Here is a 26408-nt window from a genome sequence, read left to right on the forward strand (position 1 = left end):
TGAACGAAAAGAAAGATTAGATTTAACAATAAACTAATAGTCATGACTGCTTTGTCGGAATATTTGTCGTTAAACAGGCCAAAGCTAACTTCCGCTTTCGTATCTTTGCAGTCTTAATCTCTATGTGTCTCAAGGTCGGATTATGGCACAGACTGTGTGAAAACTCTGATCACCTTTTGGTCTAAGTATGTTCTGCTTATGATCTATTAATCTATACATTTAGTTCACTTAATATACTGATATTTATATAATTAGACTATTGATTCAGTTGAGGGTTGAGGCAGTATGTCAAAGTTTATAAGCGGTGAAAGTCGTGACCAATCAACGTTATTTCCAGAATCGTTGGAAGACTACGTCAGTGAAGATAATACGGTCAGAGTGATTGATGTTTTCATTGAGGAACTAAATCTAGCTGAATTGGAGTTTAAAGGGTTAACTTTAAAGTCCACAGGCCGCCCTAAGTATCATCCAGCCACATTATTAAAACTGTATCTTTATGGTTACCTCAACCGTATTCAATCATCCCGCCGATTAGAAACCGAATGCCAACGCAATATTGAACTGATGTGGCTACTTGGTAAGTTGGCACCCGACTTTAAAACGATTGCTGATTTTAGAAAAGACAACGGAGATGGTATAAAAAATGTGTGCAAAACGTTTGTTGAAGTCTGCCGTCGTCTGAATATGTTTGAGAAACCAGTTGTTGCCATCGATGGTAGTAAGTTTAAAGCTAGCAACAACAAAGGCAATAATTTTACGCCAAGCAAAGTTAAATTCCACATCGACCGAGTCGAAAAGAATATTGAACGTTACCTTGAATTACTTGATGAAGCCGATAAAGAGCAAGCTAACGTCACAAAAATTAAAGCCACAAAAGATAGGCTAGCTGACTTTCGCAGCCAGTTAAAAAAACTACACGAGATTAAAGAACAAGTTGAAGCTCATCCTGACAAGCAAATATCCACTACTGATCCTGATTCACGTTTAATGAAAACTCAAGGTTTTACAAGAGTTGTGAGTTATAACGTGCAAAGTGCGGTTGATACCAAGCACCACCTTATAGTGGCGCATGAGGTGACCAACGTGCCAGATAGAGGCCAGCTTGCGTCAATGACAAAACTCGCACAAAAAGCATTGCGCAAGGAAGATATAAGGGTATTAGCAGATAAAGGTTACTTCAGTCAGCCCGATATAAAAGATACTATCGATTTGGGTGCAGAGCCAATCATGCCCAAGACGGATACATCGTCCTCTGAAAAGAAAGGGATATTTAACCGCTCACTCTTCAAATACGATGCAAATAAAGATATTTACTTATGCCCCGCTGGTAATGAACTTCAAAATCGAATGCAGGTATTTGAGCAAGGTAAATACCTTGATGTTTACTTCAATCACATTGCTTGTCGAGATTGTAAAATAAGAAGTCAGTGCACTAACTCTAAAAAAGACCCTAGGCGAATAAGGCGGTGGGTGCATGAGATTCTGACAGAAGAAATGCTTCAAAAGCTAAAGAATGAACCTGAATTGATGCTTCATCGCAAGCAAACTGTTGAGCACCCCTTTGGCACAATTAAACTCTGGATGGGAGCTACCCACTTACTAACACGAGGTTTAAAAAGCGTGGGGACAGAAATAAGTCTTCATGTCCTAGCTTACAACTTCAGAAGAATGATAACAATTATGGGAGTTAACGGCCTAAGTAAAGCAATTAGAGTAGCGTTGCCATAGCAGTTTCGCTCGCGCGGAGAAAATTGCGATACTGAGAAAAAATCGATCGCAACCATCTTAAATGGTTTCAAACTAAGAACATTCCCAAGACAATTTATTAAAAATTAGTTTTCACACAGTCTGGGCACAAATCAGTCAGTATGAAGCCATACATCTTTTACCAATTACCGATAAAACCGCTCAGCCAGCTCATCACAGAATTTCGTCCGGTATACCAAAGCAGCTTTTAGCCGCTGCGCGTCCTCCTCAGTCAGCCATGCAGCACTCGACTTCGGCTTGGTATGCGCCGTCAGGTAGTCGATAGCGCCTTCATTTATGCGCTTGGCATCTGCTAAAATGTCTTTTTTTTGCGAGAAGAACATGATTTTTTCATAGCAGCCCAGTTCAAGGCCTTGTGCGTACTTCAGCAAAATACCTTTACGACTCTCAGGGCTTTTAAAAGAATGCTCAAACTCCACCGCACAAAGAGTGCCACTAGGTTCACGTACGATGGCGTCGACACTGCGAACGTCAAATTTCCGTGCTATTTTTCGAAATTCAGCATCAGTAACAAAACAATTCCAGCCATCAAAACTATCGCCGTTTTGAAAATACTGCCCGGTAATACCGCGTAGGATGACATATTGCACTATCAGATCATGATACAAGCTCGATAGATTAATCCGCTGCGAGACCTGTTCTGACGAGCGAAAATGTAACTGCACACCGGTAAGCTGTTCGGCATATTGCGCACCGGCCCTGGTTAGCACATAAACTCTGTCATCAGGTGAGCGGTGTGTCTGGGTAAAGTCTAGCAACCCTTCCTGGCAAAGCTTGTTCAGGTGTACCAGCGCCTGGGCTTGAGAAATACCATATAACCAGCGGATGATCAGCGGACTGGTATGCCCAAACCGACTGACAACTATCATTGTCAGTCGACGTCGGCTTTTGCCTATTTGGTTATTGTTAGTGCCATGGCTGTAGTACATATCAATTGAAAAGTAGTTTTGGTACTGCTCAGTAATTCCTGGGGTTATACTCATAGTGTTTTTTCCGTTAGTTATTGGTCATAACTAACTAGAAAGTGGGGCTGCGAAATTTTCAGTTCCGCGCAGTTTGATGAATATTTTCATCGCGAGATGCTGATGAAGCCTGCTGGCAATGAAATTGGCGATGATTATCGCCAACCTGTCATGCTTCGCATGTTAGCTGGCCGATTTCATCACCCAACTAAACAGCTTGGAACGCACGTCATGCCTGGCCTCGCGAGGCCGTCCTGCCTTTACGCGCTGTTAGCGTTAGCGTACCAAACTGTAAGGCGCACGTTCGGGGCGATGCCCCGTACTACAGCGATTTTCGCCGTTTTCGTTCTGCGAATGCTGTCGCATTTTTTTCGCATCCACAAAAACTCTGCCGTCTGTCGACGGCTTAGGTTGCACTCGGCAATCTGGCGATTGTCTAATGCAATTTTGCCTGGGGGCAAAACAAAATTCACTGTAGTTCGGGCCAGCCGAACGTGCGCCTGCTGCACGCCAAAACCGCTATCGCGGTTATGCCGTTCCGCGACTTGTTGGCTAATTGCATTAGCGCCTTTTTTTGCATTTTTATGCTAAAAATGCTTCTAGTACTTCGTCAAAGGCGTTCTGAGAAATGTGCGGTTTTATATTGAGATAAAAATACTTTAATACGGAATTTTTAGTTTCCTCGCTGGATATATCGGACTGCCCGCGGGGTGAAATTTTGTGCAGGGCATTTTGCGCATCCAATTCGATATAAATTTCCGTTAATGTCGACAGGTCTTGATGGCCAGTAAACAATTTTGCTATGTGCACAACGCTAAAACCTTGCTCAAATTTACGGGAAATGCCCTCCCTACGTAGGTCGTGCAGTTTGAAATCCTCAAGACCTGCGGCGGTGCGTAATTCGGCAAAATACTTGGAAAACGTTTTGCCTTTTATTGAGAAAATCCGAGAGTCCTCGGTAAAATCTGGGCTAATCAAAGATTTGAACAATTGCATTCCGGCGTCTGTCATTTTTGCTGTGAAAGGACTTTTTTGTGTTAACCGCTTAGTGTATTTTAGATTGGAAACTCTGATTGTCTGGTTAATAAAATCCAAATCACTAACCCTAAGATGGAACAACTCCGACAGTCTCAGGCAGGTTTCGATAAGTAGCTGAATAATAATAGTGTAGGGCAGATTGGCAATGTGCTCGGTTTCAAACTGCTTTGCTTTGTTAAACAGTCGATCAGCTTCGCCATGCTTAAACCGGCTTTTACGTCTGCTTGACTGACATATGTACCCCGCTTTTTTCATATCTCTGATGTAGGTGTCCAGATGTAACGTTGATATAGCTTGCTCAGGAAGCTTTTCCGCTGCGTCTTTTAGAGCAGCAGATATAATTTGAATTTCTGTATTAATAGTGCTGGGAGATGCTCCATTGGCAGCGCGGTCTTGACAGTAGCTGATGAAATGTTTGTAAGAGAGTTCAGATGGATGCACTCTTGAAATATCGTATTTTAACGGCTGTCTGCATGCGGACAACATAGAACTGCTATAAGGGTTTGCGGCTGATTGACGATTTGCATAACCCCAATTAAGAACGTCTGCCACATTCGAAAATATTATTTTTGGTTTGAAATTTTGAAAAATAATTTGTTCGCTGTTATCAGCACAAACATGATTATTTAATGTTTCAAGACTCTCTTTAATGAATTGCTGCGCATCTGACTCTGTGTCGAAAGTCTTAGCTTTGGCTGGAAGCTCTATTCCAGCATGTTTTTGCCGGATGATTGCTTTGTATCTGGTTTTGCCACGAGCTGTTACTGTTTTAATTTTTGCGTAAGCCATCAAGTTCACCTGTTAGTAGGACAGGTAAATGCTAATAGATTTTTATATTCTTTCTAAAAGTTAGATCAAAGCGTGAATGGTGCCACGCTTTGTCCGTGGTTTTTAGCTCTGTGTTAGTTGACGCTCTTTCAGGTGAATATGTGCTGGTTTATCGACACGTACACGTTCCAGAGGATTTTTAGATCTTTATGGCCTGTTACCCGTGCGGCCTCTTCAACTGAAAAGCCTTGCTCAATCAACCGGCTAGCCCCCTCTCGGCGAAGATCATGATATCGTAAGTCATCGATTCCAAGTCGCTTGCGTACTCTACGGAATGCGGCTGTAACCGAGCGTGAATTATAGGGGAAAATTAGATCAGTTTGTTTTGGCTGCCGCTTGATGATGTCCAGCGCATTGCCCAGCAGAGGTAGAACGCAGTTGTTGCCAATTGAACCATTGGGGCTTTTCCGATCTCGGATTAAAATTACTTTATTAGTAGTATCTAAATCAGCCCAGCGAAGCTGACATAACTCGCCAATCCGACAGCATGTAATAAGGGACAGTTCGAAAAGATCTGCAAGAGGTAAAAATGATGCGTGGTGATGTTCGCTGGCCCTTAGTTGCTCTAGTAGTTGAGATTGTTCTGAATGTTCTAGTCGGCGAGCTCGTCGGTTTGAGCGGGCAATTAGTTTTAGATCATGTAGTGCAGCATAGGCATCTATAACGCAGCGGTCATCGGTTTTAACGCCAAAAATGGATTTTGCCACTTTTAGCACTTTTCTCAAACAGCTGACATCAATGGAAATAGTTTGTGGAGTAGGGTGGTTGGCGCTTTGTTTACGTTCAATGCAAAAACTGATCACATCTTTTGGTCTGATTTTAGTTACCAGCATCTGACTTATTGGATACCGCCTGATTAGTAACAGTGTATTCCTGGCAGTACGACCAACCGGTCGGTTTGAGGAATCTTTCAAACCTATATAGCGATCAATGAGTTCACCTAGAGTGCAGTCTACTAAATCGGGGTCTGTTTCATCCAGGCAGGATTCAACTTTATTGACCATATGTTTGCCCCAGGCGACAGCCGCAGTTTTGCTGTGAAAAGTTTTTGCTCTGGAGAATATAACAACGCCCTGCTCTTTCTCTCTCACTTTTACTGCGTAGACAGTCTGCCCACCCGTTTTACGTTTTGCTATGGTATAATTTGCCATCGATTTTATCCGTTTTTTGGGACGTAATTTAGTCCCCTGTGGTGAAAAAAAGAGAGCTGTTCCCCACAAAAAACGCAAAAAAATGACAAACGTCATTTAACCGGATTATTTTAAAATTAATGAAAAACAATAGCATACAAGACACTAGTTCAAATATTTTGCCTCACAGGTTCTCTGTCGCACCAATGTTGGATTGGACCGATAAGCATTGCCGTTATTTTCATCGTTTATTGTCAAAACAGGCTGTGCTTTATACTGAAATGATCACAACGGGTGCTTTGATTCATGGCAGTGGTGATTATCTTGATTTTAACCTTGAAGAACAACCCGTTGTTTTACAGCTTGGCGGTTCTGATCCAGACCAAATGGCCCATTGTGCCAAGTTAGCTGAACAACGAGGTTATGATGCGATAAACATTAATGTTGGTTGCCCATCTGACAGGGTGCAAAATGGTATGTTTGGTGCCTGTTTAATGGCTCAACCGCAGCGGGTAGCTGATTGTGTAAAAGCGATGCAGGATCAAGTGTCAATCCCAGTTTCGGTGAAAACGCGAATTGGTATTGATGACTCAGATGATTACCAGTTTTTACAAGACTTTGTTCAAGCCATGGCCGATGCTCAATGCCAGCAGTTGGTGATCCATGCCCGTAAAGCTTGGTTAAAAGGCTTAAGCCCAAAAGAAAACCGAGATATACCGCCGCTTAATTATGAGCGGGTATACCAGGTTAAACGTGATTTTCCGCAGATGGATATCAGCATTAACGGTGGCATTAAAACATTAGAGCAAGCCCAGCAGCACTTAGCTTTTGTGGATGGTGTTATGGTAGGACGTGAGGCCTATACTAACCCTATGCTACTTAGCCAAGTTGATCAGCTTATCTACGGTGACACTAGCCTTGTTAGCACACCGCAGCAAGCAGTATTAGATATGCTCCCTTATATAGAACAACAAATGCAGCAAGGCGCGCGTTTTTGGCATATTGCTAGGCATATGCTGGGTTTATTTCAAGGTATGCCAGGTGCACGGCAATGGCGACGCTTGCTAAGTGAACAGGGCCATCTAGCAACAGCTACACCAGAGTTATTACTACAAGCATTAAGTAAAGTTAGTCAGTTTGAAGATTGCACTATTTAATAGTCTATTTAACTAAAAATTAGTTTTTCAGCAAAAGGCCAATACTTAGTATTGGCTTTTTGTTTTTAAATCTAAATTAAAATCAACAACTTATTTTTATTTCTGCACTTGGCACGCCACTTGAAATACTTTGATCGTAGTGTCGATTAATCATTTCAAGGAACATACTATGAATACGTCTAAAGTTACCCTATCAACTGCTTTGCTCGGATTATGCCAGATTAGCAATAATCTGATGTTAATCGATAAATCTACTATTTCTCGACTATTTCAGAAGAAATAGACATGTTTTTTTCAGAAAATTGGTTATTACTCATCTACTTAAGTCCTGTGCTGAGTATGATCCCAGTATTACTTTTTTATCAGGGTATCAATGTGCTGTTACCGCTTATCCAAAAGTTAAAATGGCCAAATTAAGGTATAAGCCGTGTATTGGATTGCACTTGAGTTTTTAAGTTTCAGTAGTTTTATGTTGGTCTTGTTTGGTATGGGCCGACTGGTTAATTTAAATAAGGAATAACAATGTATACCGAAAAATCTAATGGTTGGTTTTGTTCACAAGCACATCGCAAAATTTCTGGTGTATGTGCCGGCTTTGCTGAATATTATCAACAGCCACGTTGGCTAGTGCGTATTGTGGCTGTTGTGCTGTTAATAAGTGCGCCATTATTGACCCTAAGCGCTTATTTTATTGCCGCACTTTTATTACCTAATCGATAATAGGGTCATAAGGCTTTGCTTTATCAATAAATCCTGACAGCTTAGATGGATACATGCTGTTAACTGAACGCAACTGGTGTAATATATTGTTATATTAATCAAGGAGCGTGCAAATGCATAAATTGATAACAAAGCTTTATTTCTCATTATTGGTGCTTTTAAGTCCTGCATTGTTTGCTAACCCAGCGACTATAATAGATGTATTAGACGCTCAAGTACGCCAACCCATGGTTGGCAGAACGGTTACTGCTGGGTACTTCACTTTACAGAATAAATCTGCTGATGATTTAAGTTTAGTTAGCGTGAGCTCCGATGCATTTGAGCGCATCGAGCTGCATCAACATAGCCACCGTAATGGGGTAATGCGGATGGAGCAAGTTGATGCAATAACAGTTGAAGCCGCAAGTTCTGTTACCTTAAAGCCAGGTGGTTTGCATTTAATGTTATTTGAGCCCAAAACAGACTTAGTTATAGGTGAAGTTATCATCTTGACGTTAACCTTTTCTAATCAGCAAGAATTTGATATTGAAGTGCCAATTGTCGCGCTACCAAAGCGTTAAGGAGTCAAAATGGGCAACGTGAAATTAATTAGTTTTGGCGCATTAATACTGTTAGTCATAATGTATTTAACTGCGTGGTGGGTTAGTAGAGAACCAGATTTACTGGTTGATGAAATCTATCAAAGTCATCAGTCTTTAGGCGATAAAGCGCCTGTAGGTTATAGCACAACAACGGCGTTAATCAGAGTAAGTGAGACGCTACTGAATAAAAATGGTGGCTATATATCAAATGATATTATGCCGCCGTTTAGCTTTATAGATAATATGCCAGCGTGGGAGTTAGGTGTATTAGAAATGTCTCGTGATTTAGCGTTGTCTTTACGTAAAGACTTGAGTCGCTCGCAGTCACAGTCGACAGAAAACATTTTTTTAAAAGTTGCTCAGCCGCAGTTTAATATTGATCATAAAAGTTGGGCGATTCCTAGTGCAGAGTCTGAATATAAAAAAGCCATAGCCCAATTATATTTGTATCGTGATGAGTTAGTTGATCCTGCTAAGCCAGATAGCCAATTTTATGCCCGTGCTGATAACTTACGTGATTGGTTAAAAGCCGTTGAAAAACGTTTAGGTAGCTATTCACAGCGTTTAAGTGCCAGTGTTGGTCAAGATAGATTAAACACAGATCTAGCGGGTGAAGCCGCTGCCCGCCAATCGACCTATGCACCATCTTTGCGTAATATTAAAACCAGCTGGTGGAAAATTGATGACGAGTTTTATGAAGCGCGTGGTGCTGCTTGGGCATTATTGCATTTCTTAAAGGCTGTAGAAGTTGACTTTGCAGACACGCTTGAGCGTAAGAATGCTATGATTAGTTTGCGGCAAATTATTCGTGAGCTAGAGGCGACTCAAGAAGCAATCTGGAGTCCTATGGTATTAAATGGCAGTGGGTTTGGTTTATTAGCAAACCATAGTTTAGTTATGGCTAATTATATTTCTAGAGCTAATGCTGCATTAATCGATTTGTCAGAACTATTATCACAAGGGTAACGATTAGATGAAAAAATCAGTTTTAGCATTAAGCATGACCGGGATGTTATTAAGTTCAGCTATTCAAGCTGACACTATATTAGGTATATATGCCGGTGCAGACGCATGGCGAACTGCTGGTGATGGGCATTTTGGCCAGACCGAGCAAGTACAGAAATTTAACTTTAAAGATAAAACGCAAGGATCCTATTACTTAGCATTAGAGCATCCGATTCCTGTGTTGCCAAATATTCGTATTCAGCATACTCCCCTTAAAGCTAACGGTGAGACAACCCTAAGCACGGATCTTAGTCTGGATGGTCAAATCTTTCCTGCTGGAACTATGATTAACAATCAAGTTGACCTTACTAGCACAGATTATATTTTATACTATGAAATTTTAGATAATGGTTTAGTAAGTATAGACTTAGGGATTAATGCAAAAAACATCAAAGGTGATGTTTATGTGGAAGATATCAATACTGGTTTTGCTCAAAGACAAAACGGATCTGAGTTTATTCCTTTAATTTATGCTTCTACCATTGTGGGGTTACCGCTAACTGGTTTAGAGTTTTTCGCTAATGGTAATTACGTATCTTATGATGGTAATCGAGTTTATGATGCTCAAGCCGGTGTGGCTTATGCTTTATTAGATAATATAGCGGTCGACCTGCGCTTGAAAGCGGGTTATCGCGCTTTTAATCTAACATTGGATGATGTTGATAATTTATATACTGATCTTGATTTCACCGGTGCATTCTTAGGTGTTGAACTACACTTTTAATGTAGTAAACGTAAGCTAAATTATTAGCTTACGTTTATTAAATTTTGGCTATTATAAGATTAATAGCCGTTAAAGAGAGAGTTCGTTTTATTTTGGTAAATCATTTTCGGCAACTAACCTTACCTTGGCTAGTTGCAGTTAGCCTGATGCTGCTGTTTACAGCACTTTGGTATCAGTACGAGGCTAAACTACAGCAACGAGCACAAATACAGCAGTTTTCTGCCGCATTGCAATTATCGGTTGCGCCTTATTTAGCTAATCGTAATTATCAGGCGATTAGTAATCACCTTACGCATGCTGGGGCCGTGAGTCGTTTACCTATTCAAGCAACCGCTTTGTTGTCAAAAACAGGTGCCGTTTTGGCATTATCACAAGCTTCTAATTTCTCTGAAAAACATATTCAGCAACAGTACTTTTCAACTGAAAATTCGACTAACTATCAACTGCAGAAAGTTGATCATTTATTAGTGTCGGTACAGCCGGTTTCGGCCTTGCAGCACTCTTCTGCAATAGACAAAGATTTTGAAAATATCGGCCAATATTATTTACTGATTATTATAGATAACAAGCCGGCTGTTGCGGTTTGGCTATTGCCGATGTTAGTGGTGTTTCTTATTGGTTTAATAACATTAATTTGGATTAAAAACAGCTTAGTCCAGCAGCAGCAGCGGCAGCAAATTGATATTGGTTTAGTTGCACATAAACTACGGCAATTACAACAAGGCCAATATAATTGTCGTATTGATGAAGAATTAACTCATGACTTAGAGCCCGTTAAACAGAGCTTTAATAAAATGGCTGAGCAATATACAGAGCAACACTCTGTATTGCAGCAAAACTTGCAAGATCAAACTGAAGAACTTAGCCAAGCTCGGTTAAAGTTAAGTCAAACTAATGATGTTATGCAGCAACTAATAACCGATCAGGTTAAGAATAAAGCTAAATTAGCCTACAGCATCCATGGTCTGCAAGTACTTTGTCATAATAGGTCCTTACTCGCATCTGAAGACTTATCTCGCCTAATTAGTAAGCAGCTATTCTTAATGCAGTTATTAATTAATGATGAAAAGTTTCTGCCAGAAAAGCTGTTATTAACTGAATTTATAGCGAATGAACTATCTGAATATCGGAAACGATTTACAGATAAAAATATCGAGTTGGTTGTATTTGAATCGCCTGCCAATGCTATTTATGTTATTGACATTAATCCAACGGTGTTAGGTGTTTTATTATCATCCTTATTAGAGATCGCAGTAGTAAACACTGAGGTTAGCCAAGTTGTGTTACGTATTGATTTAAAGGTAGAGCAAGCTGCATTTGAGCTAAGTGTTGTTAGCGATGGTGAGGGCTTATCTTTAAAGCAACAAAAGTTATTTGAAGCTAAGGATTTTACAGGTTTAGGTTGGCAAGATGTTGATTATGCCATTCTAGCCGCGTTAGGTGATCAGCTTAGTATCACAAAACATAATCTTAATTTAGCAGGGTTAGGTTGCACAATAAAATTGGATATTCCTGTTACTGTAGTAGAGCAGAAGCCTATAAGACCACTGGCAAGTATTTTAGTTTTTGATACAGATTTAGAGTATTTACAAGAACGAAAAAATAATTTAATGCCTCTAGCCACTCAAGTCACTTACTGTTCAGATTTAGCTAGTTTAGAGTTTAAAGCGAAACAAGCGAATATTGATACGGTTATTGTTTTTCTGCCGATACCTGAATCCTTGACTATTTGGCAACAAGCAATACAGAACATAAGCAAAAACCGGCGCGTTTATTGTTATGCTAGCCTTAATAGTGTTGAAGTTTGGCGACAAGCTTTAGGTCACTTAATACAAGAGGAATTATTTTGCTTAAACACCTTATTATCTAGTGTGGACGAAACTAAAAATACCCAACTTTTAGTGGTAGATGATAATCTGACAAATTTAGCTTTTATACGGGTTTTAATGAAGGATAAACCCATAGATCTTACGTTAGTTAGCTCAGGGCAAGAAGCTTTAGATGTCTGTGCCGTGAATAACTTTGATGTTATTTTACTAGATATTCAATTACCTGATATCCATGGTATTGAGATAGCTAAACAATTAAGAATGCAACCTGCCTATCAAGATGTACCCATTCTAGCTTTTACAGCCCATGCACTTGAATCAGAAAAAGCAGAGTTTCTAGCAGCAGGTATGAATGATGTTATTTTAAAGCCTCTACAGGCTGACAAATTAGAACAAATTCTACAGTGGTGCGATCTTGAAAAGTAAGCTGATACAAGTTGTAACGACTTATTGTTACTAATATCAACTAGCTTAAACGTTATTTAGGGGTATTATTAATTCAAACTATTCCTTAATTAACTTAGTGAAATTTGTTCACAAGTATTAATATCCTGCATTTATGCTGTTATTTTTCTTATCTTAAATTATAGTTAGGAATAAGAAATTTAAGTTCTAATTTGATTAAACATGGTTATTTATCGTTCTAGACTACAGGATTAAAGCGCATTGTCTAAAATATCAAATACAGACTTTTTGTTTTCAGCAGAAAGTGAGCCAGAGGTTAGCACTAAAAAAACCAGTTTGACGCCTTGGCCAATATTGATTGTTGATGATGAACATGAAGTTCATACAGTGACAACCTTAGCTTTAAGCAACTTACAGGTATTAGATAGAAACCTTATTTTTTATCATGCCTATAGCGCTGAAGAAGCGATCCAACTGCTAAAGCAGCGCTCTGATATTGCGCTGATTCTATTAGACGTAGTGATGGAGTCTGATAATGCTGGTTTGATTGCCGTACAACGAATCCGTGACGAACTTAAACTTGATGAAGTTCGTATTATTCTGCGTACCGGCCAACCTGGATTTGCTCCTGAAGAAAGAATAGTGAAACAATATGATATTAATGACTATAAAACTAAAACTGAACTTACTCGTGCTAAGTTAGTTACGTCTATTATCTCTGCTATACGCTCGTATCAACAAATCAGAACCATTAATCAAAGTCGTCGAGGTTTAGTTCAAATTATTACAGCGGCTGCAAACCTTCTTGAGCGGCAATCATTACACAGTTTTTCTGAAGGTGTCTTAACCCAAATAGCGTCATTACTAGGTTTGCCCGCCGAAGGCATAGTTTGTGCTCAGTTAGAGGAGGATGGTAAAGCCAGTGATAATATTTATGTATTAGGTGCTGCAGGCGAGTATGCTCCTTTTATTAAAAGTCAGTTAGAACACATAAATAACAACGATGTTATTGCCAAAATTAAACAGTGTTTAAAACATCAGCAGCATGTATATTCTGCTGATTCAACTGTGCTGTATTTAGGTCATAATCAGTACCACGCTGCTGTTTACATTACAACCAATCAGCCTATTTCTGAGCTAGTGCAGCAATTAATAGAACTTTTCTTAAGTAATGTTTCTATAGGTTATGAAAATGCAGCATTATTTCAGCAGCTAAAAAATGCAGCTTATATTGATCCGTTAACTAAGATTGCTAATCGTAATGAGTTTATTCAACTTATAGAGAAAGAGTTGATATTAGACACCACCGAAGATGTTATTGCTCTTGTGGATATTGATCATTTTTCGGATATTAATGACGGTTTAGGCCAAGAAACTGGTGATGAAGTCTTAATGGCTGTAGCTAATCGACTGACAGAATGCTTTGGTTTAAAAGCGCAAATTGCCAGGGTAGGTGGTGATGTCTTTGGTCTTATAGCGGCAGATGCCGAGTTAAGTTCTGACAATATCAATGCTGCTTTTACCCAGCCTTTTATCATATCAGAGCACCGGTTGCAGCTAAGTGTTAATATAGGTTTGTGCCGATTACAAGAGCTTAAGTGCAAAGCGTTATCTGCTCTAAAAAATGTAACAATCGCACTTAATGTCGCTAAGAAAAATCTAACTACAAATTATCAGTATTATCAGCCTGATATGGGGCAACAAATAACCGGTCGTCTTAGCTTATTGCGCAATCTAGCTTATGATTTTTCTCAGCAAAAATTGCAGCTTTGGTATCAACCGCAAATCGCTCTTAATGGTCAGAAAATAGTTGGTGTTGAGGCTTTACTACGCTGGCCGCAAGATGATGGTAGCTATATTTCTCCTGCAGTATTTATTCCTTTAGCTGAATATTCTGGCTTAATTGTTGAAATTGGCGACTGGGTACTGAAACAAGCTTGTCAGAAAATCAAGCAATTTACCGCTGCAGGCCATGCTATACGTATAGCTATTAATGTTTCTATGCAGCAATTTAGAACAGCAACCTTTGTTCAGTCGGTGATGGATAATATAAGTTATTATGGTATTGATGCTAGCCAACTGGAGATTGAGATAACGGAATCCATTGTTATGGATGATCCTCAAGCTATTATCGCAGCACTAAATCAATTAAAAAAGCTTGGAGTTAAAGTGGCAATTGATGACTTTGGCATTGGTTTTTCATCGCTAAGTTATATTCAAAAGCTCCCTTTAGACAGATTAAAAATAGATCGTTCGTTTATTATCAATTTAACTACAAGTACCGATAGGGTTATTGTTGAAACCATTATTCGTTTAGCAAAACAGTTAAACCTAGCGACTATTGCTGAAGGCGTTGAAGAAGCAGAACAACAGCAACTATTAACGGCTTTAGGTTGTGATGAGATGCAAGGTTACTATTACGCTAAACCTATGCCTGAGAATGAGCTTCTATTGTTGTTAAACAAACAGCAGTAAAGTCGTTTTAATAAAGCATAAAAAAGCCCAGTTAACTGGGCTTTTTTATAGCAACGGGCTAATTATTTGTTAGCGCGGTCAAAAGAACTTTGAATTTCTGCTTTTGCAGCATTAATATCGCCCCAACCGGTTACTTTTACCCACTTGCCAGCTTCTAAGTCTTTATAGTGCTCGAAGAAGTGTTGAATTTGCTTTCTTAGTAACTCTGGTACATCAGAAACATCTTTAACATCGTCATATAACTTAGTTAATTTGCTTACTGGAACCGCGATAACTTTTGCATCTTCGCCTGCTTCATCAGACATATGTAATACACCTACAGGACGGCACTTAATAACTGAGCCAGGTACTAAAGGGTAAGGTGTAGGAACTAACACGTCAACCGGATCACCATCTAGTGATAGGGTATTGTTTACATAACCATAGTTACAAGGGTAAAACATCGGGGTAGACATAAAGCGGTCAACTAAAATAGCACCAGTGTCTTTGTCTACTTCATATTTTACTGGATCAGCATTTGCTGGGATTTCAATAATAACATTAATTTCGTCTGGTAAGTTCTTACCTGCAGGGATTTCACTTAAGCTCATTAGCTTTTCCTTCGGTTCTTAAAAAATTGTCGCTTATTATAGCGGGCAAAACAAAAATCGCTATGATTGATGGTAATTAATGCAGGTTTCTACTTCGTGTTTAGAGCCTAAAATGACTGCAACACGCTGGTGAATACCCGTGGGCTGAATTTCCATAATACGCTGATAGCCAGTCGAGCTTAAACCACCTGCTTGTTCTACTAGGAAACTCATAGGATTAGCTTCATACATTAAACGTAATTTATCAGGCTTATTGGCATCTTTTGTATCGGTTGGGTACATAAAAATACCACCACGGCATAAAACACGGTGCACATCGCCTACCATAGCGGCAATCCAGCGCATATTATAGTTTTTACCGCGGCTACCCGTTTTGCCTTTTACTAGATCATCAATATAACGCTGCATTGGCTCTTGCCAGAAGCGCTGGTTTGACATATTAATAGCAAACTCAGCGGTATATTTTGGAATGCTAACCTGTTCTTCAGTCAGCAAAAAACCACCATAAGTTTTATCTAAGGTGTAAACTCTTGTGCCTTTGCCGGTAGTTAGCGCTAACATTGTAGATGGGCCGTAAAGTACATAACCTGCAGCTAGCTGTGCTGTGCCAGGCTGTAAAAACTGGCTAGGATCATCAGCAGCTAAATCAGCTTGTGCTGGTAATATTGAAAAAATAGTGCCAATTAAGCTGTTGATATCAGTATTAGATGAGCCATCTAAAGGATCGAATGTGACTAAATATTTACCATCTGGGTTGCCGGCAACAGTATGATCTTCTTCTTCTGAACTAATGGCTTTAACTAAGCCTGTCTCTAAGATCACCTCTTTAAGTAGCTCATTGGCAATAATATCTAGCTTTTTTTGAGTTTCACCTTGTACGTTCTCAGCTAAGGTTGAACCTAAAACACCAGCTAACTCGCCTTGACTGACACGAAATGATATTTCGCGACACGCTGCCAAGATGGTTTTTATTAGTGAAATTAAGTTACTATCAACTTTGTCTTGTTGTAGTACAGGGGAAATACGGCGCATTTTTGCTTCCTTTTCTCGACAGTTAGTCAGTGTAAAATAATAGGGCTAGACTATTTTAATGAATTTACCGCTAAATTGCAGGTGTGATTAACACTTTGTTTGTAATTACAGTAAAAACGGTAAATTAAGCGTAGGAAATGTTATGCATATTCACATTCTCGGTATCTGTGGCACCTTTATGGGCGGAATCGCTGCTATAGCAAAATCTCTTGGTCATAAAGTGACAGGTTCAGATGCCAATGTTTATCCGCCTATGAGCACGCAGCTTACTGAATTGGGTATTAATCTAACTCAAGGTTATGATCCAGCACAGTTAGATCCCGCACCCGATCTAGTGATTATTGGCAATGCCTTATCACGAGGGAACCCTGCTGTTGAATATGTTTTAAATAATCATTTACGCTATACGTCTGGGCCACAATGGCTTGCAGAACAAGTTTTGCACGACCGCTGGGTGTTAGCGGTATCAGGGACTCATGGTAAAACGACCACCAGCACCATGTTAGCGTGGATTTTAGATTATGCAGGTTTAAACCCTGGCTTTTTAATTGGTGGTATTCCGCAAAACTTTGACTGCTCAGCACGCCTGGGCGATTCGCCTTTTTTTGTTATTGAAGCCGACGAATACGATACGGCTTTTTTTGATAAGCGCTCTAAGTTTGTTCATTATCGACCACGCACCTTAGTTATTAATAACTTAGAATATGACCACGCAGATATTTTTGCCGATTTAGCCGCTATTCAAAGGCAATTTCATCACTTGTTACGGATGGTACCTAGCAATGGCTTAGTGTTATCACCTGAAGATACCGTTGCAATTAAACAAACTTTAGACATGGGCTGTTGGAGTGAAAGACAAAGTTACGGTACAGATTGGCAAGGGCCGTTAATTAAACCTGATGGCACTGAATTTAAAGTATGTTACCGCCAAGAAGTGCTAGGCCAAGTGCAATGGACCTTAAGTGGTCAGCATAACGTTGAGAATGGCATTATGGCAATAGCCGCAGCTCGCCATGCTGGGGTGCCGGTGAATATTGCTATAGAAGCCTTAGCTAAATTTGTAGCGCCTAAACGACGGATGGAATTAAAAGCTCAGATAAACAATATTAAAGTTTATGATGATTTTGCCCATCACCCCACAGCAATTAATACCACTTTACAAGGCGCTTGTGCCCAAGCAGGGCAAGGCCGAGTGTTGGCGGTATTAGAGCCTAGATCAAACACTATGCGTATGGGAGTTCATCAAGCCACCTTACCAGCAGCCTTAGCGTTAGCTAATCATGTCTATTTATACGAGCCTGCTAATGCCAATTGGTCATTAGAAACCCTAACACGCGCTTTGGCGCCTAAAGCCAGTTTATCGCATGATATTGCGCATTTAGTGAATATATTAACCGAACAGGCCTTACCAGGTGATAGTATTGTTATTATGAGTAATGGCGGCTTTGGCGGTATTCACGACAAGCTTATTGCTGCGCTAGAGGATAAATGGAACAATTAATGAATCAACATTTAGCGACTACAGCTGTAAAAGAAGTTACCTTAGCTTTTACAGGCGCATCAGGTGCTGGCTACGGCTGGCGCTTATTAGGTGTATTATTAGGCCAAGGCATTAAAGTTCATTTATTAATATCTAGTGCGGCTCGAGTTGTTTTTGCCACTGAAAATAATATTAAATTAGCGGCTTCTGCTGAAAAATGTACTGCACAGCTGGTTGAAACCTTTGGTTGTGATGCCAATTTAATCACTGTTTATGGTAAAGACGACTGGTTCTCTGTGGTTGCCTCAGGGTCAGCGGCACCAAAGGCGATGGTAGTTTGCCCATGCTCGACTGGGACGGTAGCCGCGATTGCTCATGGTATGAGCGATAATTTAATTGAGCGCGCAGCTGATGTTGTTATTAAAGAAGGGGGCAAGTTAATTTTAGTCCCTCGAGAAAGCCCGTTAAGCGCTCTACATTTAGAAAATTTACTTAAGTTAGCAAAAATTGGTGTAACCATTATGCCCGCAGCGCCAGGCTTTTATCATCAACCGACCCAGGTTAGCGATTTAATTGACTTTATGGTGGCCCGCATTTTAGACCATTTACAATTGCCGCATCAGCTACTAACCCGTTGGGGCTATAGTGGCACAACTAACAAATAGGAGAGCAGTGTTGAGCTTAGCGTTAGATATTCAGCAACTTCATAAAGTATATAAAAGCGGTACTGTGGCACTCAGTGGTATTGACTTACAAGTACAGCAAGGCGAATTTTTTGCCTTACTGGGCCCTAATGGCGCAGGTAAAAGCACCTGTATTGGTATTATTAGCTCGCTAGTTAATAAAAGCAGCGGCAGTGTTAAAGTATTTGGTTATGATTTAGATAACGACTTAGAGCAAGCTAAACAACAACTAGGCTTAGTCCCCCAAGAGTTTAACTTTAACCAATTTGAAACGGTGTTACAGATTGTTGTTAACCAAGCTGGTTATTATGGCGTGCCGCGCAAAGTTGCCTTACAACGCGCTGAAAAGTACCTAAGTCAATTAGGCTTATGGGATAAACGCTTTGCACGCTCGCGTGAGCTATCTGGTGGCATGAAGCGCCGATTAATGATTGCTAGAGCCTTAATGCATGAACCCAAATTACTTATTTTAGATGAGCCCACAGCAGGTGTAGACATTGAGCTTCGCCGTTCAATGTGGGACTTCTTACGGCTTATTAATCAGCAAGGCGTGACTATTATTTTAACGACCCACTATTTAGAAGAGGCAGAAAGTTTATGTCGTAATATCGCCATAATTGATCAGGGTAAAATTATTGAAAATACATCAATGAAAAGCCTATTAGCCAAGCTGACTCGTGAAACATTTATTCTAGATTTAGCAACAAATCCAAACCAGATCCAATTAGAAAACACTAGCTGGCGCATTTTAGATGACCATAGTATTGAAGTGGATATTGAAAAACAGCTTGGTTTAAATGCAATTTTTGCACAGTTATCAAAGCAAGATGTCACGGTATTATCGATGCGAAATAAAGCCAATAGATTAGAAGAGCTTTTTGTGAGTTTAGTTGAGAATGGCCGTGGAGGTAACGCATGAGTACGTCTACTTATTGGGTAGCATTAAAAAGTATTTTAACCAAAGAAACTAATCGATTTTTACGTATTTGGGTACAAACCCTAGTACCGCCAGCAATTACTATGGCGTTATATTTTGTTATTTTTGGTAATTTAATTGGCTCACGCATCGGTGAAATGGGCGGCTTTAGTTATATGGCCTTTATTGTGCCTGGCCTTATTATGATGTCGGTAATTACGAGTTCCTATTCTAATGTAGCATCCTCTTTCTTTAGTGCTAAATTTCAGCGCAACGTTGAAGAGCTGCTAGTGGCGCCTGTGCCTAATTATATCATTGTACTTGGTTATGTTGGCGGCGGCATGGCACGAGGCATGTTAGTTGGCTTGATTGTGACCTTGTTATCATTATTTTTTGTTACTATCCAAGTGCATAATATAGCGGTGATTATAATTACCGTTATGCTAACTTCTATGTTATTCGCACTTGGTGGCTTAATTAACGCCATCTACGCGAAAAGTTTCGATGACATTAGTATTATTCCTACCTTTGTTTTAACCCCGTTAACCTATTTAGGCGGTGTATTTTACTCGTTAACCTTACTGCCGGAATTTTGGCAAAAGGTTGCGGTATTAAATCCGGTTGTGTATATGGTTAATGCGTTTCGTTATGGCTTTTTAGGCGTATCTGATGTCAGCTTAATGGTTGCCCTCACTGTTGTTGTTAGTTTTATCGTTGTTCTGTTTAGCTTTGCATTATTTTTAATCAATCGGGGCATAGGCCTGCGTAGCTAAAGTTAAGTGAGTTATGATAATAATTTTTTACAGACTTTTTTTAACAGTTGCAGTAAAGTGAGCGACTTTCTTAACCGGCTTGGCAATATTAAGGCCAGTAAGTGCATGGTACTATAAGCATGACAGAACCAATACAGCGGCAGGCTACAGCGTCTGAAGAATCGCTTTTACGTATTTTTACCGTACCAGAAGCGCCAGATTCAACTTTAAGTATTATTGAGCAAAATCTGTCTCAAAATTTAGCTGGTTTTTTGCGAAATAGCATTGTTGCCTTAGAAAAACCGTTATGGCAAATCGAACGTGACTTTCAAACGCATCAAATTCCAGAGATGCCAGAGTTTGTGTCTGATTATGCCCAGAAGCTAATGCAAAAATTGGTTGCCCATTCGGTGCATACTGCAGCCCCTAGTTTTATTGGCCATATGACGTCAGCCTTGCCGTATTTTGTCTTGCCATTATCAAAAATGATGGTTGGGTTAAATCAAAACTTGGTTAAAATTGAAACATCAAAAGCCTTCACGCCGATGGAGCGCCAAGTTTTAGGCATGATGCATCACTTAGTCTATGGCGAAGCAGATGGCTTTTATAAAAAGTGGATGCATAGTGCGAACCATTCACTAGGCGCTTTTTGCTCTGGTGGTACTATTGCTAATATCACGGCCTTATGGATAGCCCGTAACCGGTTGCTCAAAGCCGATGGCGACTTTAAAGGGATAGCTCGGGAAGGTTTATTCCGCGCCATGCAGCATTATAATTATCAGGGCTTAGCTATTTTAGTTTCTGAGCGTGGCCATTATTCCCTTGGTAAAGCGGCGGATATTCTTGGCATTGGCCGAGACTCGTTAGTTTCTATAAAAACTGATGCTGATAATAAAATTGATGTCGCTGAATTAGCTGCGGCGATGGCTGATTTAACCGCACGAAACATAAGAGTGATGGCGGTGGTTGGCGTTGCTGGCACTACGGAAACCGGTAATGTTGATTCCTTGCATCAATTAGCCGATTTAGCCGAACAATATCAATGTCACTTCCATGTTGATGCGGCCTGGGGCGGTGCAACCTTATTCTCTGCGCGTTACCGGCATTTATTAGCTGGCATTGAGCGCGCTGACTCTGTCACTATTGATGCTCATAAGCAAATGTATGTGCCTATGGGGGCCGGTATGGTGGTGTTTAAGCATCCATCAGAAGCGCATGCTATTGCTCATCACGCTGAATATATATTACGTAAAGGGTCTAAAGATTTAGGCAGCCAGACTTTAGAAGGCTCAAGACCCGGTATGGCTATGCTAGTGCATGCTTGCTTACAAATTATAGGTCGTGATGGCTACGAGATTTTAATTAATAGAAGCATTGAAAAAGCCCGTTATTTTGCCACTTTGATAGCGCATAATATTGATTTTGAACTCATAACCGAGCCTGAGCTTTGTTTATTAACTTATCGCTATGTGCCAGCTCAAGTACAAAAAGCTATGGCTCAAGCAAGCCCTGAGCAGTTACTTAGTTTTAATGAGCTACTAAATGGCTTGACTAAGTTTATTCAAAAACGTCAGCGTGAAGAGGGTAAGTCTTTTGTATCACGTACTCGGTTGACTCCGGCCAAATATCAAAGGCAAGAAACCATTGTATTTAGAGTGGTTTTGGCAAACCCGTTAACAACAGAGCATATTTTACATGACGTTTTAGTTGAACAAGATCAAATAGCTCAGCAGGATAAAGACTATTACCCTAAATTAATCCAATTGGCAAAAAAACACTTGGCTTAATGCGGTAGTTTGTTCTGGGTTAATTAAGGCGCTATGCTTTAAACAATGATGATACTAAGCAAAGGATAATTTTATGCGCTACTTGTTGATTATATTACCTTTACTGTTAAGCCTTACAGCATGTCAAACTGCCTATTATTCCGCAATGGAAAAAGTGGGTGTTCATAAACGTGACATTTTATCAGACCGTGTAGAAGAGGCGCAGGAGTCACAACAAGACGCACAACAGCAATTTAAGTCGGCCTTAGATCAGTTTAGCCAATTAATTCAGTTTGACGGTGGTGATTTACAGCGTGCTTATGAAGCAACAGATAGTGAATACCAAGCTTGTAAAAAGGCCGCCGACGAGGTGAGCGAACGAATAGATAGCATTGAAGCGGTGGCAGATGCTTTATTCGATGAATGGCAAGATGAGCTTGAACAATATACTAGTGCCAAATTTAAACAAGATAGTGCAAGAAAACTAGAAAGCACTAAGCGACAATATACTACTTTACTTAAAACAATGCGCCGTGCTGAGAAAAGTATGCTACCGGTGCTGGCTTCTTTAAAAGATAATTCACTCTATTTAAAGCATAATTTAAATGCTAAAGCCATAGGGGCTTTACAAGGCGAGTTTGGCTCTATTCAGCGTGATATTAATCGCTTAATTTCTGATATGAATACTGCTATTGCGCAGTCAGAGCAGTTTGTTGCGACGTTAAAACAATAGGAAGTTTACTGCTGCTATCAACTCGCTTTAAATAAACAAGGCTTTAATCTAGATTAAAGCCTTGTTTATTTTACACTTTGAATGTTTTAAGCTAAAACTTAAATTTCAATATTATCAATTAACCTAGTTTTACCTAGTGACACTGCCGCTAAGATAACTTTTTCGTGCTCAGGGCTAGTGGCTAGCGTTAAATCTTGCTGATTGGCAATATTAATATAGTCAGCGGTAAAGCCTAAAGTATTTAGTTCTAGACGGGTTTGCTGCTCTAAAGAGCGGTAATCGTGATTGCCAGCAATAATCGTACTACGCAGCTGTTGCAGCACCTGGTACAGCTTAGGGGCGATAGCGCGTTGCTCCGGGGTTAAATAACCATTACGCGAGCTAAGTGCTAAGCCATCTTCAGCACGCTCTGTTGTAACGCCGACGATCTCAATAGGTAAAGATAAGTCACTAACCATTTGGCGAATAATAGCAACCTGCTGATAATCTTTCATACCAAAGCAAGCGATATCGGGCTGAACTAAATTAAACAGTTTGCAAACTATGGTCGAGACACCGCGAAAATGGCCCGCTCGGCTAGCACCGCAGTGTAAGTCGCCAAGTAAAGGCACTTCGACAAAGGTTTGCACATCTAAGCCCCGTGGATACATCATATCTGGGGTAGGCGTAAATACGGCATCGGCTCCGTGAGCAGTTAAGCCCTTGCAGTCGGCTTCTAAGGTGCGCGGATATTTGTCTAGATCTTCATTTTTACCAAATTGCATTGGGTTTACAAAAATACTAACAATCACGCGGTCAGCTTTTTGTTTGGCTACGTCGACTAAACGAAAATGGCCGTTATGCAGGTTGCCCATTGTTGGAACAAAAGCGATACGCTCACCATTACGGCGCCACTGGGCAATTTGTTCACGCAGTTCTGTGTTGGTAGTTAATAATTTCATCATAAGTTAAAGCTGTGCTCGGCAGATGGGAAAACACCCGTTTTTACTTCACTTACAAAGGTGCTAATAGCACTGCGGATTTCACCAGTTTGCTGTAAGTAGTTTTTCGAGAATTTTGGAATGTAACCGCTGCTTATGCCTAAAATATCGTGCATAACTAATACTTGGCCATCGGTAACATTGCCTGCACCAATACCAATAACAGGAATAGTTAAAGCATCAGTAATGCGTTTTGCCAGGGCTGTAGGAACACATTCTACGACCAATAGCTGTACTCCAGCTGCTTGTAAGGCAAGTGCTTGGGCTACAATAGCATCAGCTTGCTCGTTAGTTTTGCCTTGCACTTTAAAGCCGCCAAAAACATGCACCGATTGCGGCGTTAAACCAAGGTGACCGCACACAGGCACACCGCGCTCTGTTAAAGCTTTAATGGTAGGAATTAAAAAGTCGCCGCCTTCAACTTTAACCATATTGGCACCCGCTTGCATTAGGGGCACAACGCTTTGTAAGGTTTGCTCTAGGGTGCCGTAGCTCATAAAAGGCATATCAGCAATAACAAAGGCATTAGGTGCTCCAGCGCGCACAGCACGGGTATGGTAAGCAATATTATCAATGGTAACGGGTAACGTATCGCTATGACCTTGTAAGACCATGCCTAAAGAGTCACCGACTAATAATATTTCTACGCCTTGTTCAGCAAATAATTTAGCAAAGCTGGCATCATAAGCAGTCAGCATGGTAATTTTTTCAGCCTGCTGCTTCATTTTCTGTAATACGGCGGTATTAATTTTAGCCATTTTATTCTCTTTTACTTGTCTTGCAGGTTGCGCAAGATTGCACAATCCTAAGTTAACTGCAACTATTGTCCTAGCTTATATAAACCATTGTCAGGGACTTGGTTAAGCAACTGTTGTAACGAGGTGCCATCAGGAAGTATTAACTCTGGCGTTATTTCTGCCAAAGGGTATAGCACAAACTCACGCTGGGTTAAGCCATAATGGGGCACAGTTAAACGTGGTGTATCTATTGTTTGTTGGCCATAAAGTAAGATATCTAAATCTAAGGTTCTTGGCCCCCAGCGCTCATCTTTACGTTGCCGGCCTTGGTTAAGTTCAATCTGCTGTAAGTTATCTAACAGCGTTTCGGCTGTTAGTTCGCTATCAAGCGCTGCGACAGCATTAACATAGTCGGGCTGATCTTGCGGTCCCATAGGCTTAGAGGCATAAAAAGAGGAGGCAGCAATAAGTGTAGTGTGAGGAATTGCCTCTATTGCCACTAATGCTTGCTGTAATTGAGCCAGAGGCTGATCTAAATTAGCCCCTAAACCGATATAGCAACGAGTCATGATTATTTCTCTGCTGGGCGCTTACGTTTATAGTTACGTCTACGGTTAGGCTTTTTAGCATTGCCGCTTTTACCTAACTGTTGTACGAGGATGTTTTTTTCACCTTCATTGGCAAATTGAAACCGCTCCCACCACAGAGCAAGCTCTGTAAGATCGCCGCCTTCAGCTTCAGCTCTAAGTTGTAAAAAGTCAAAACCACCACGGAATTTAGGTTGCTCTAATAACTTATATGCCCGTCGACCACCACGTTTTACTAAACGGTGTTGTAAAATCCAGATATCACGCATAGTAAAGCTAAAACGCTTAGGAATAGCAATAGTGCGCTGAACGTCGGCTAAAATCTCGGTCATAGCAATGTTAAGCGCATCTAATTCATTTAAGCCGCTATCAATCATAAGCGCTTGGCTGCGCATTTCTACTGGGTACCAGAGTAAAGCCGCAAAAATAAAGGCCGGCGTAACCGGTTTGCCTTCTGCAATACGGTTGTCGGTACTTTGTAGCGCCTTAGTCGCTAATAAAAAGGCTTTGCCTTCTGGCTCTTGCTTTAGGGCCTTATCTAATTGTGGTAATAACTGCCTTAACACTCGCATTTCACGCATTAGCATAAAGTTGTCAAAGGCTTTGCCGGCAAGAAACATTTTAACTAGCTCGTCAAATAAGCGCGGCGCGGGCACTTCTTTTAACATAACGGCAAGTTGTGGAATTGGCGCTGCAGTGTCGGTTGCTATTTGCATATTTAACTTAGTAGCAAAACGAATAGCGCGTAATATGCGCACCGGATCTTCACGATAGCGCGTTTCAGGATCGCCGATTAATTCTATTTTACGCTGCGCTATTGCTGCCATGCCATTGGCAAAATCATAGACTGCGAAATCATTAACGGAGTAATATAAAGCATTAATAGTGAAGTCACGCCGCTCGGCATCTTCTTCAATAGTGCCATAGACGTTATCGCGTAAAATTTGTCCTTTATCACTTAAGCTAGCGGTTTTATTTTTAGCTGCCACTTCCTCTTCGTCATCTGCGCCACTATGATGGCCGCGAAAAGTGGCTACCTCAATAATTTCTCGGCCAAACATAATATGGGCTAATCTAAAGCGGCGACCAATTAAGCGGCAGTTACGAAATACCTGCTTAACTTGTTCCGGATGAGCATTGGTTACGACGTCAAAATCTTTTGGTTGCATGCCAAGCAATAAATCACGAATACAACCACCAACTAAATAGGCGTCAAACCCAGCATCTTTTAAGCGGTATAGCACTTTTAACGCATTTGGGCTTATTTGTTTACGAGATATAGCGTGCTGATCACGCGTTAAGCGTTTTACATCAGGTAATGCGCTAGCGCCTGCAGCTAATCGCGCGGGGGCGGCTTTAGTAACTGGATCGGCAGAGCGAGAGACTTTTGACGGTTCAGTTTGTTCTGTGGTTTGTTTGCCGGATAGGGTACGGCGGCAAAAATCTAACACGCGCGAAATAATGATAATTCTCCTGAAAAATAAACTGAATTAGTGACGCTAAAATTAGCGCTGCAATAATACCGCAGCTT

23 protein-coding genes are annotated in these 26408 nt (G+C 40.5%); 14 read left to right on the top strand and 9 right to left on the bottom strand.

All coding sequences use genetic code 11. The features are described 5' to 3' along the window. The first annotated feature begins 285 nt into the window (after window positions 1-285). On the top strand, window positions 286-1728 hold the full coding sequence (locus ACRCA4_RS02955; protein ID WP_004589456.1) for an IS1182 family transposase: 1443 nt from the start codon (window positions 286-288) through the stop codon (window positions 1726-1728). Window positions 1729-1892: 164 nt separating this feature from the next. Here ACRCA4_RS02955 and ACRCA4_RS02960 read toward each other — a convergent pair whose 3' ends face one another. From ACRCA4_RS02960 to ACRCA4_RS02970, 3 genes are all read right to left on the bottom strand, one after another. Next, window positions 1893-2750: a hypothetical protein gene (locus ACRCA4_RS02960; RefSeq protein WP_433183910.1), complete on the bottom strand. Its 858-nt coding sequence runs from the start codon at window positions 2748-2750 to the stop codon at window positions 1893-1895. A 561-nt stretch (window positions 2751-3311) separates the two neighbouring features. Continuing rightward, window positions 3312-4556 (bottom strand): tyrosine-type recombinase/integrase, encoded by a 1245-nt coding sequence (locus tag ACRCA4_RS02965; protein WP_433183912.1) that lies wholly within the window; start codon window positions 4554-4556, stop codon window positions 3312-3314. Between the two features lie 128 nt (window positions 4557-4684). Next, complete coding sequence (locus tag ACRCA4_RS02970; protein WP_433183915.1) at window positions 4685-5746, bottom strand: site-specific integrase; 1062 nt, start codon at window positions 5744-5746, stop codon at window positions 4685-4687. Between the two features lie 119 nt (window positions 5747-5865). Between ACRCA4_RS02970 and dusA the strand changes: the two genes are divergently transcribed. The 7 genes from dusA to ACRCA4_RS03005 all read left to right on the top strand — a co-directional run bounded on the left by dusA (window position 5866) and on the right by ACRCA4_RS03005 (window position 14621). Further along, a complete protein-coding gene (dusA, locus tag ACRCA4_RS02975) occupies window positions 5866-6882 on the top strand; it encodes a tRNA dihydrouridine(20/20a) synthase DusA (RefSeq protein ID WP_433183918.1) in 1017 nt (338 codons plus the stop codon). A gap of 522 nt (window positions 6883-7404) precedes the next feature. After that, a complete protein-coding gene (locus ACRCA4_RS02980; protein WP_433183921.1) occupies window positions 7405-7602 on the top strand; it encodes a PspC domain-containing protein in 198 nt (65 codons plus the stop codon). A gap of 113 nt (window positions 7603-7715) precedes the next feature. After that, complete coding sequence (locus ACRCA4_RS02985; RefSeq protein WP_433183924.1) at window positions 7716-8162, top strand: copper chaperone PCu(A)C; 447 nt, start codon at window positions 7716-7718, stop codon at window positions 8160-8162. 9 nt (window positions 8163-8171) lie between these two features. Beyond that, window positions 8172-9149, top strand: a complete 978-nt coding sequence (locus ACRCA4_RS02990; protein WP_433183927.1) for a DUF2333 family protein — start codon at window positions 8172-8174, stop codon at window positions 9147-9149. A gap of 7 nt (window positions 9150-9156) precedes the next feature. Continuing rightward, window positions 9157-9912 carry a TIGR04219 family outer membrane beta-barrel protein gene (locus ACRCA4_RS02995; RefSeq protein WP_433183934.1) on the top strand — a complete coding sequence of 252 codons (756 nt, stop codon included), beginning with the start codon at window positions 9157-9159 and terminating at the stop codon, window positions 9910-9912. 92 nt (window positions 9913-10004) lie between these two features. Then, window positions 10005-12167 (top strand): response regulator, encoded by a 2163-nt coding sequence (locus tag ACRCA4_RS03000; RefSeq protein ID WP_433183937.1) that lies wholly within the window; start codon window positions 10005-10007, stop codon window positions 12165-12167. Window positions 12168-12407: 240 nt separating this feature from the next. Further along, window positions 12408-14621 carry a GGDEF/EAL domain-containing response regulator gene (locus ACRCA4_RS03005; protein ID WP_433183940.1) on the top strand — a complete coding sequence of 738 codons (2214 nt, stop codon included), beginning with the start codon at window positions 12408-12410 and terminating at the stop codon, window positions 14619-14621. 62 nt (window positions 14622-14683) lie between these two features. On the opposite strand, the gene ppa is transcribed toward ACRCA4_RS03005, so the two are convergent. After that, the gene (gene ppa, locus ACRCA4_RS03010; RefSeq protein WP_433183943.1) at window positions 14684-15211 is read right to left on the bottom strand and encodes an inorganic diphosphatase; all 528 of its coding nucleotides are present in this window, start codon (window positions 15209-15211) and stop codon (window positions 14684-14686) included. A gap of 60 nt (window positions 15212-15271) precedes the next feature. Continuing rightward, window positions 15272-16243: a class 1 fructose-bisphosphatase gene (locus ACRCA4_RS03015; protein ID WP_433183946.1), complete on the bottom strand. Its 972-nt coding sequence runs from the start codon at window positions 16241-16243 to the stop codon at window positions 15272-15274. Between the two features lie 142 nt (window positions 16244-16385). On the opposite strand from ACRCA4_RS03015, the gene mpl reads away from it, so the two are divergent. From mpl to ACRCA4_RS03045, 6 genes are all read left to right on the top strand, one after another. Then, entirely contained in the window at window positions 16386-17744 is a 1359-nt protein-coding gene (gene mpl, locus ACRCA4_RS03020) for a UDP-N-acetylmuramate:L-alanyl-gamma-D-glutamyl-meso-diaminopimelate ligase (protein WP_433183949.1), read from the top strand. Next, on the top strand, window positions 17744-18388 hold the full coding sequence (locus ACRCA4_RS03025) for a flavin prenyltransferase UbiX (RefSeq protein ID WP_433183952.1): 645 nt from the start codon (window positions 17744-17746) through the stop codon (window positions 18386-18388). Before mpl ends, ACRCA4_RS03025 begins: the two co-directional genes overlap by 1 nt. A gap of 10 nt (window positions 18389-18398) precedes the next feature. Then, window positions 18399-19325 carry an ABC transporter ATP-binding protein gene (locus tag ACRCA4_RS03030; RefSeq protein WP_433183955.1) on the top strand — a complete coding sequence of 309 codons (927 nt, stop codon included), beginning with the start codon at window positions 18399-18401 and terminating at the stop codon, window positions 19323-19325. Further along, window positions 19322-20095: an ABC transporter permease gene (locus ACRCA4_RS03035; RefSeq protein ID WP_433183958.1), complete on the top strand. Its 774-nt coding sequence runs from the start codon at window positions 19322-19324 to the stop codon at window positions 20093-20095. The genes ACRCA4_RS03030 and ACRCA4_RS03035 overlap by 4 nt, the downstream gene beginning before the upstream one ends. Window positions 20096-20214: 119 nt before the next feature. Further along, on the top strand, window positions 20215-21861 hold the full coding sequence (gene panP, locus ACRCA4_RS03040; protein WP_433183961.1) for a pyridoxal-dependent aspartate 1-decarboxylase PanP: 1647 nt from the start codon (window positions 20215-20217) through the stop codon (window positions 21859-21861). A gap of 73 nt (window positions 21862-21934) precedes the next feature. Further along, window positions 21935-22573, top strand: coding sequence for a DUF2959 domain-containing protein (locus ACRCA4_RS03045; RefSeq protein ID WP_433183964.1), 639 nt, complete (start codon window positions 21935-21937; stop codon window positions 22571-22573). Between the two features lie 98 nt (window positions 22574-22671). Here the strand turns inward: ACRCA4_RS03045 and panC are convergent, their stop codons facing one another. From panC to pcnB, 4 genes are all read right to left on the bottom strand, one after another. Further along, a complete protein-coding gene (gene panC / locus ACRCA4_RS03050; protein ID WP_433184405.1) occupies window positions 22672-23514 on the bottom strand; it encodes a pantoate--beta-alanine ligase in 843 nt (280 codons plus the stop codon). Further along, on the bottom strand, window positions 23514-24311 hold the full coding sequence (gene panB / locus ACRCA4_RS03055) for a 3-methyl-2-oxobutanoate hydroxymethyltransferase (protein WP_433183966.1): 798 nt from the start codon (window positions 24309-24311) through the stop codon (window positions 23514-23516). The genes panC and panB overlap by 1 nt, the downstream gene beginning before the upstream one ends. A gap of 62 nt (window positions 24312-24373) precedes the next feature. Continuing rightward, window positions 24374-24859 (bottom strand): 2-amino-4-hydroxy-6-hydroxymethyldihydropteridine diphosphokinase, encoded by a 486-nt coding sequence (folK, locus tag ACRCA4_RS03060; RefSeq protein WP_433183969.1) that lies wholly within the window; start codon window positions 24857-24859, stop codon window positions 24374-24376. A 2-nt stretch (window positions 24860-24861) separates the two neighbouring features. Further along, window positions 24862-26328 carry a polynucleotide adenylyltransferase PcnB gene (pcnB, locus tag ACRCA4_RS03065; RefSeq protein WP_433183971.1) on the bottom strand — a complete coding sequence of 489 codons (1467 nt, stop codon included), beginning with the start codon at window positions 26326-26328 and terminating at the stop codon, window positions 24862-24864. Window positions 26329-26408: the final 80 nt, after the last annotated feature.

The organism is Rheinheimera sp. WS51 (assembly GCF_050936095.1).
Taxonomy (GTDB): Bacteria; Pseudomonadota; Gammaproteobacteria; order Enterobacterales; family Alteromonadaceae; genus Alishewanella.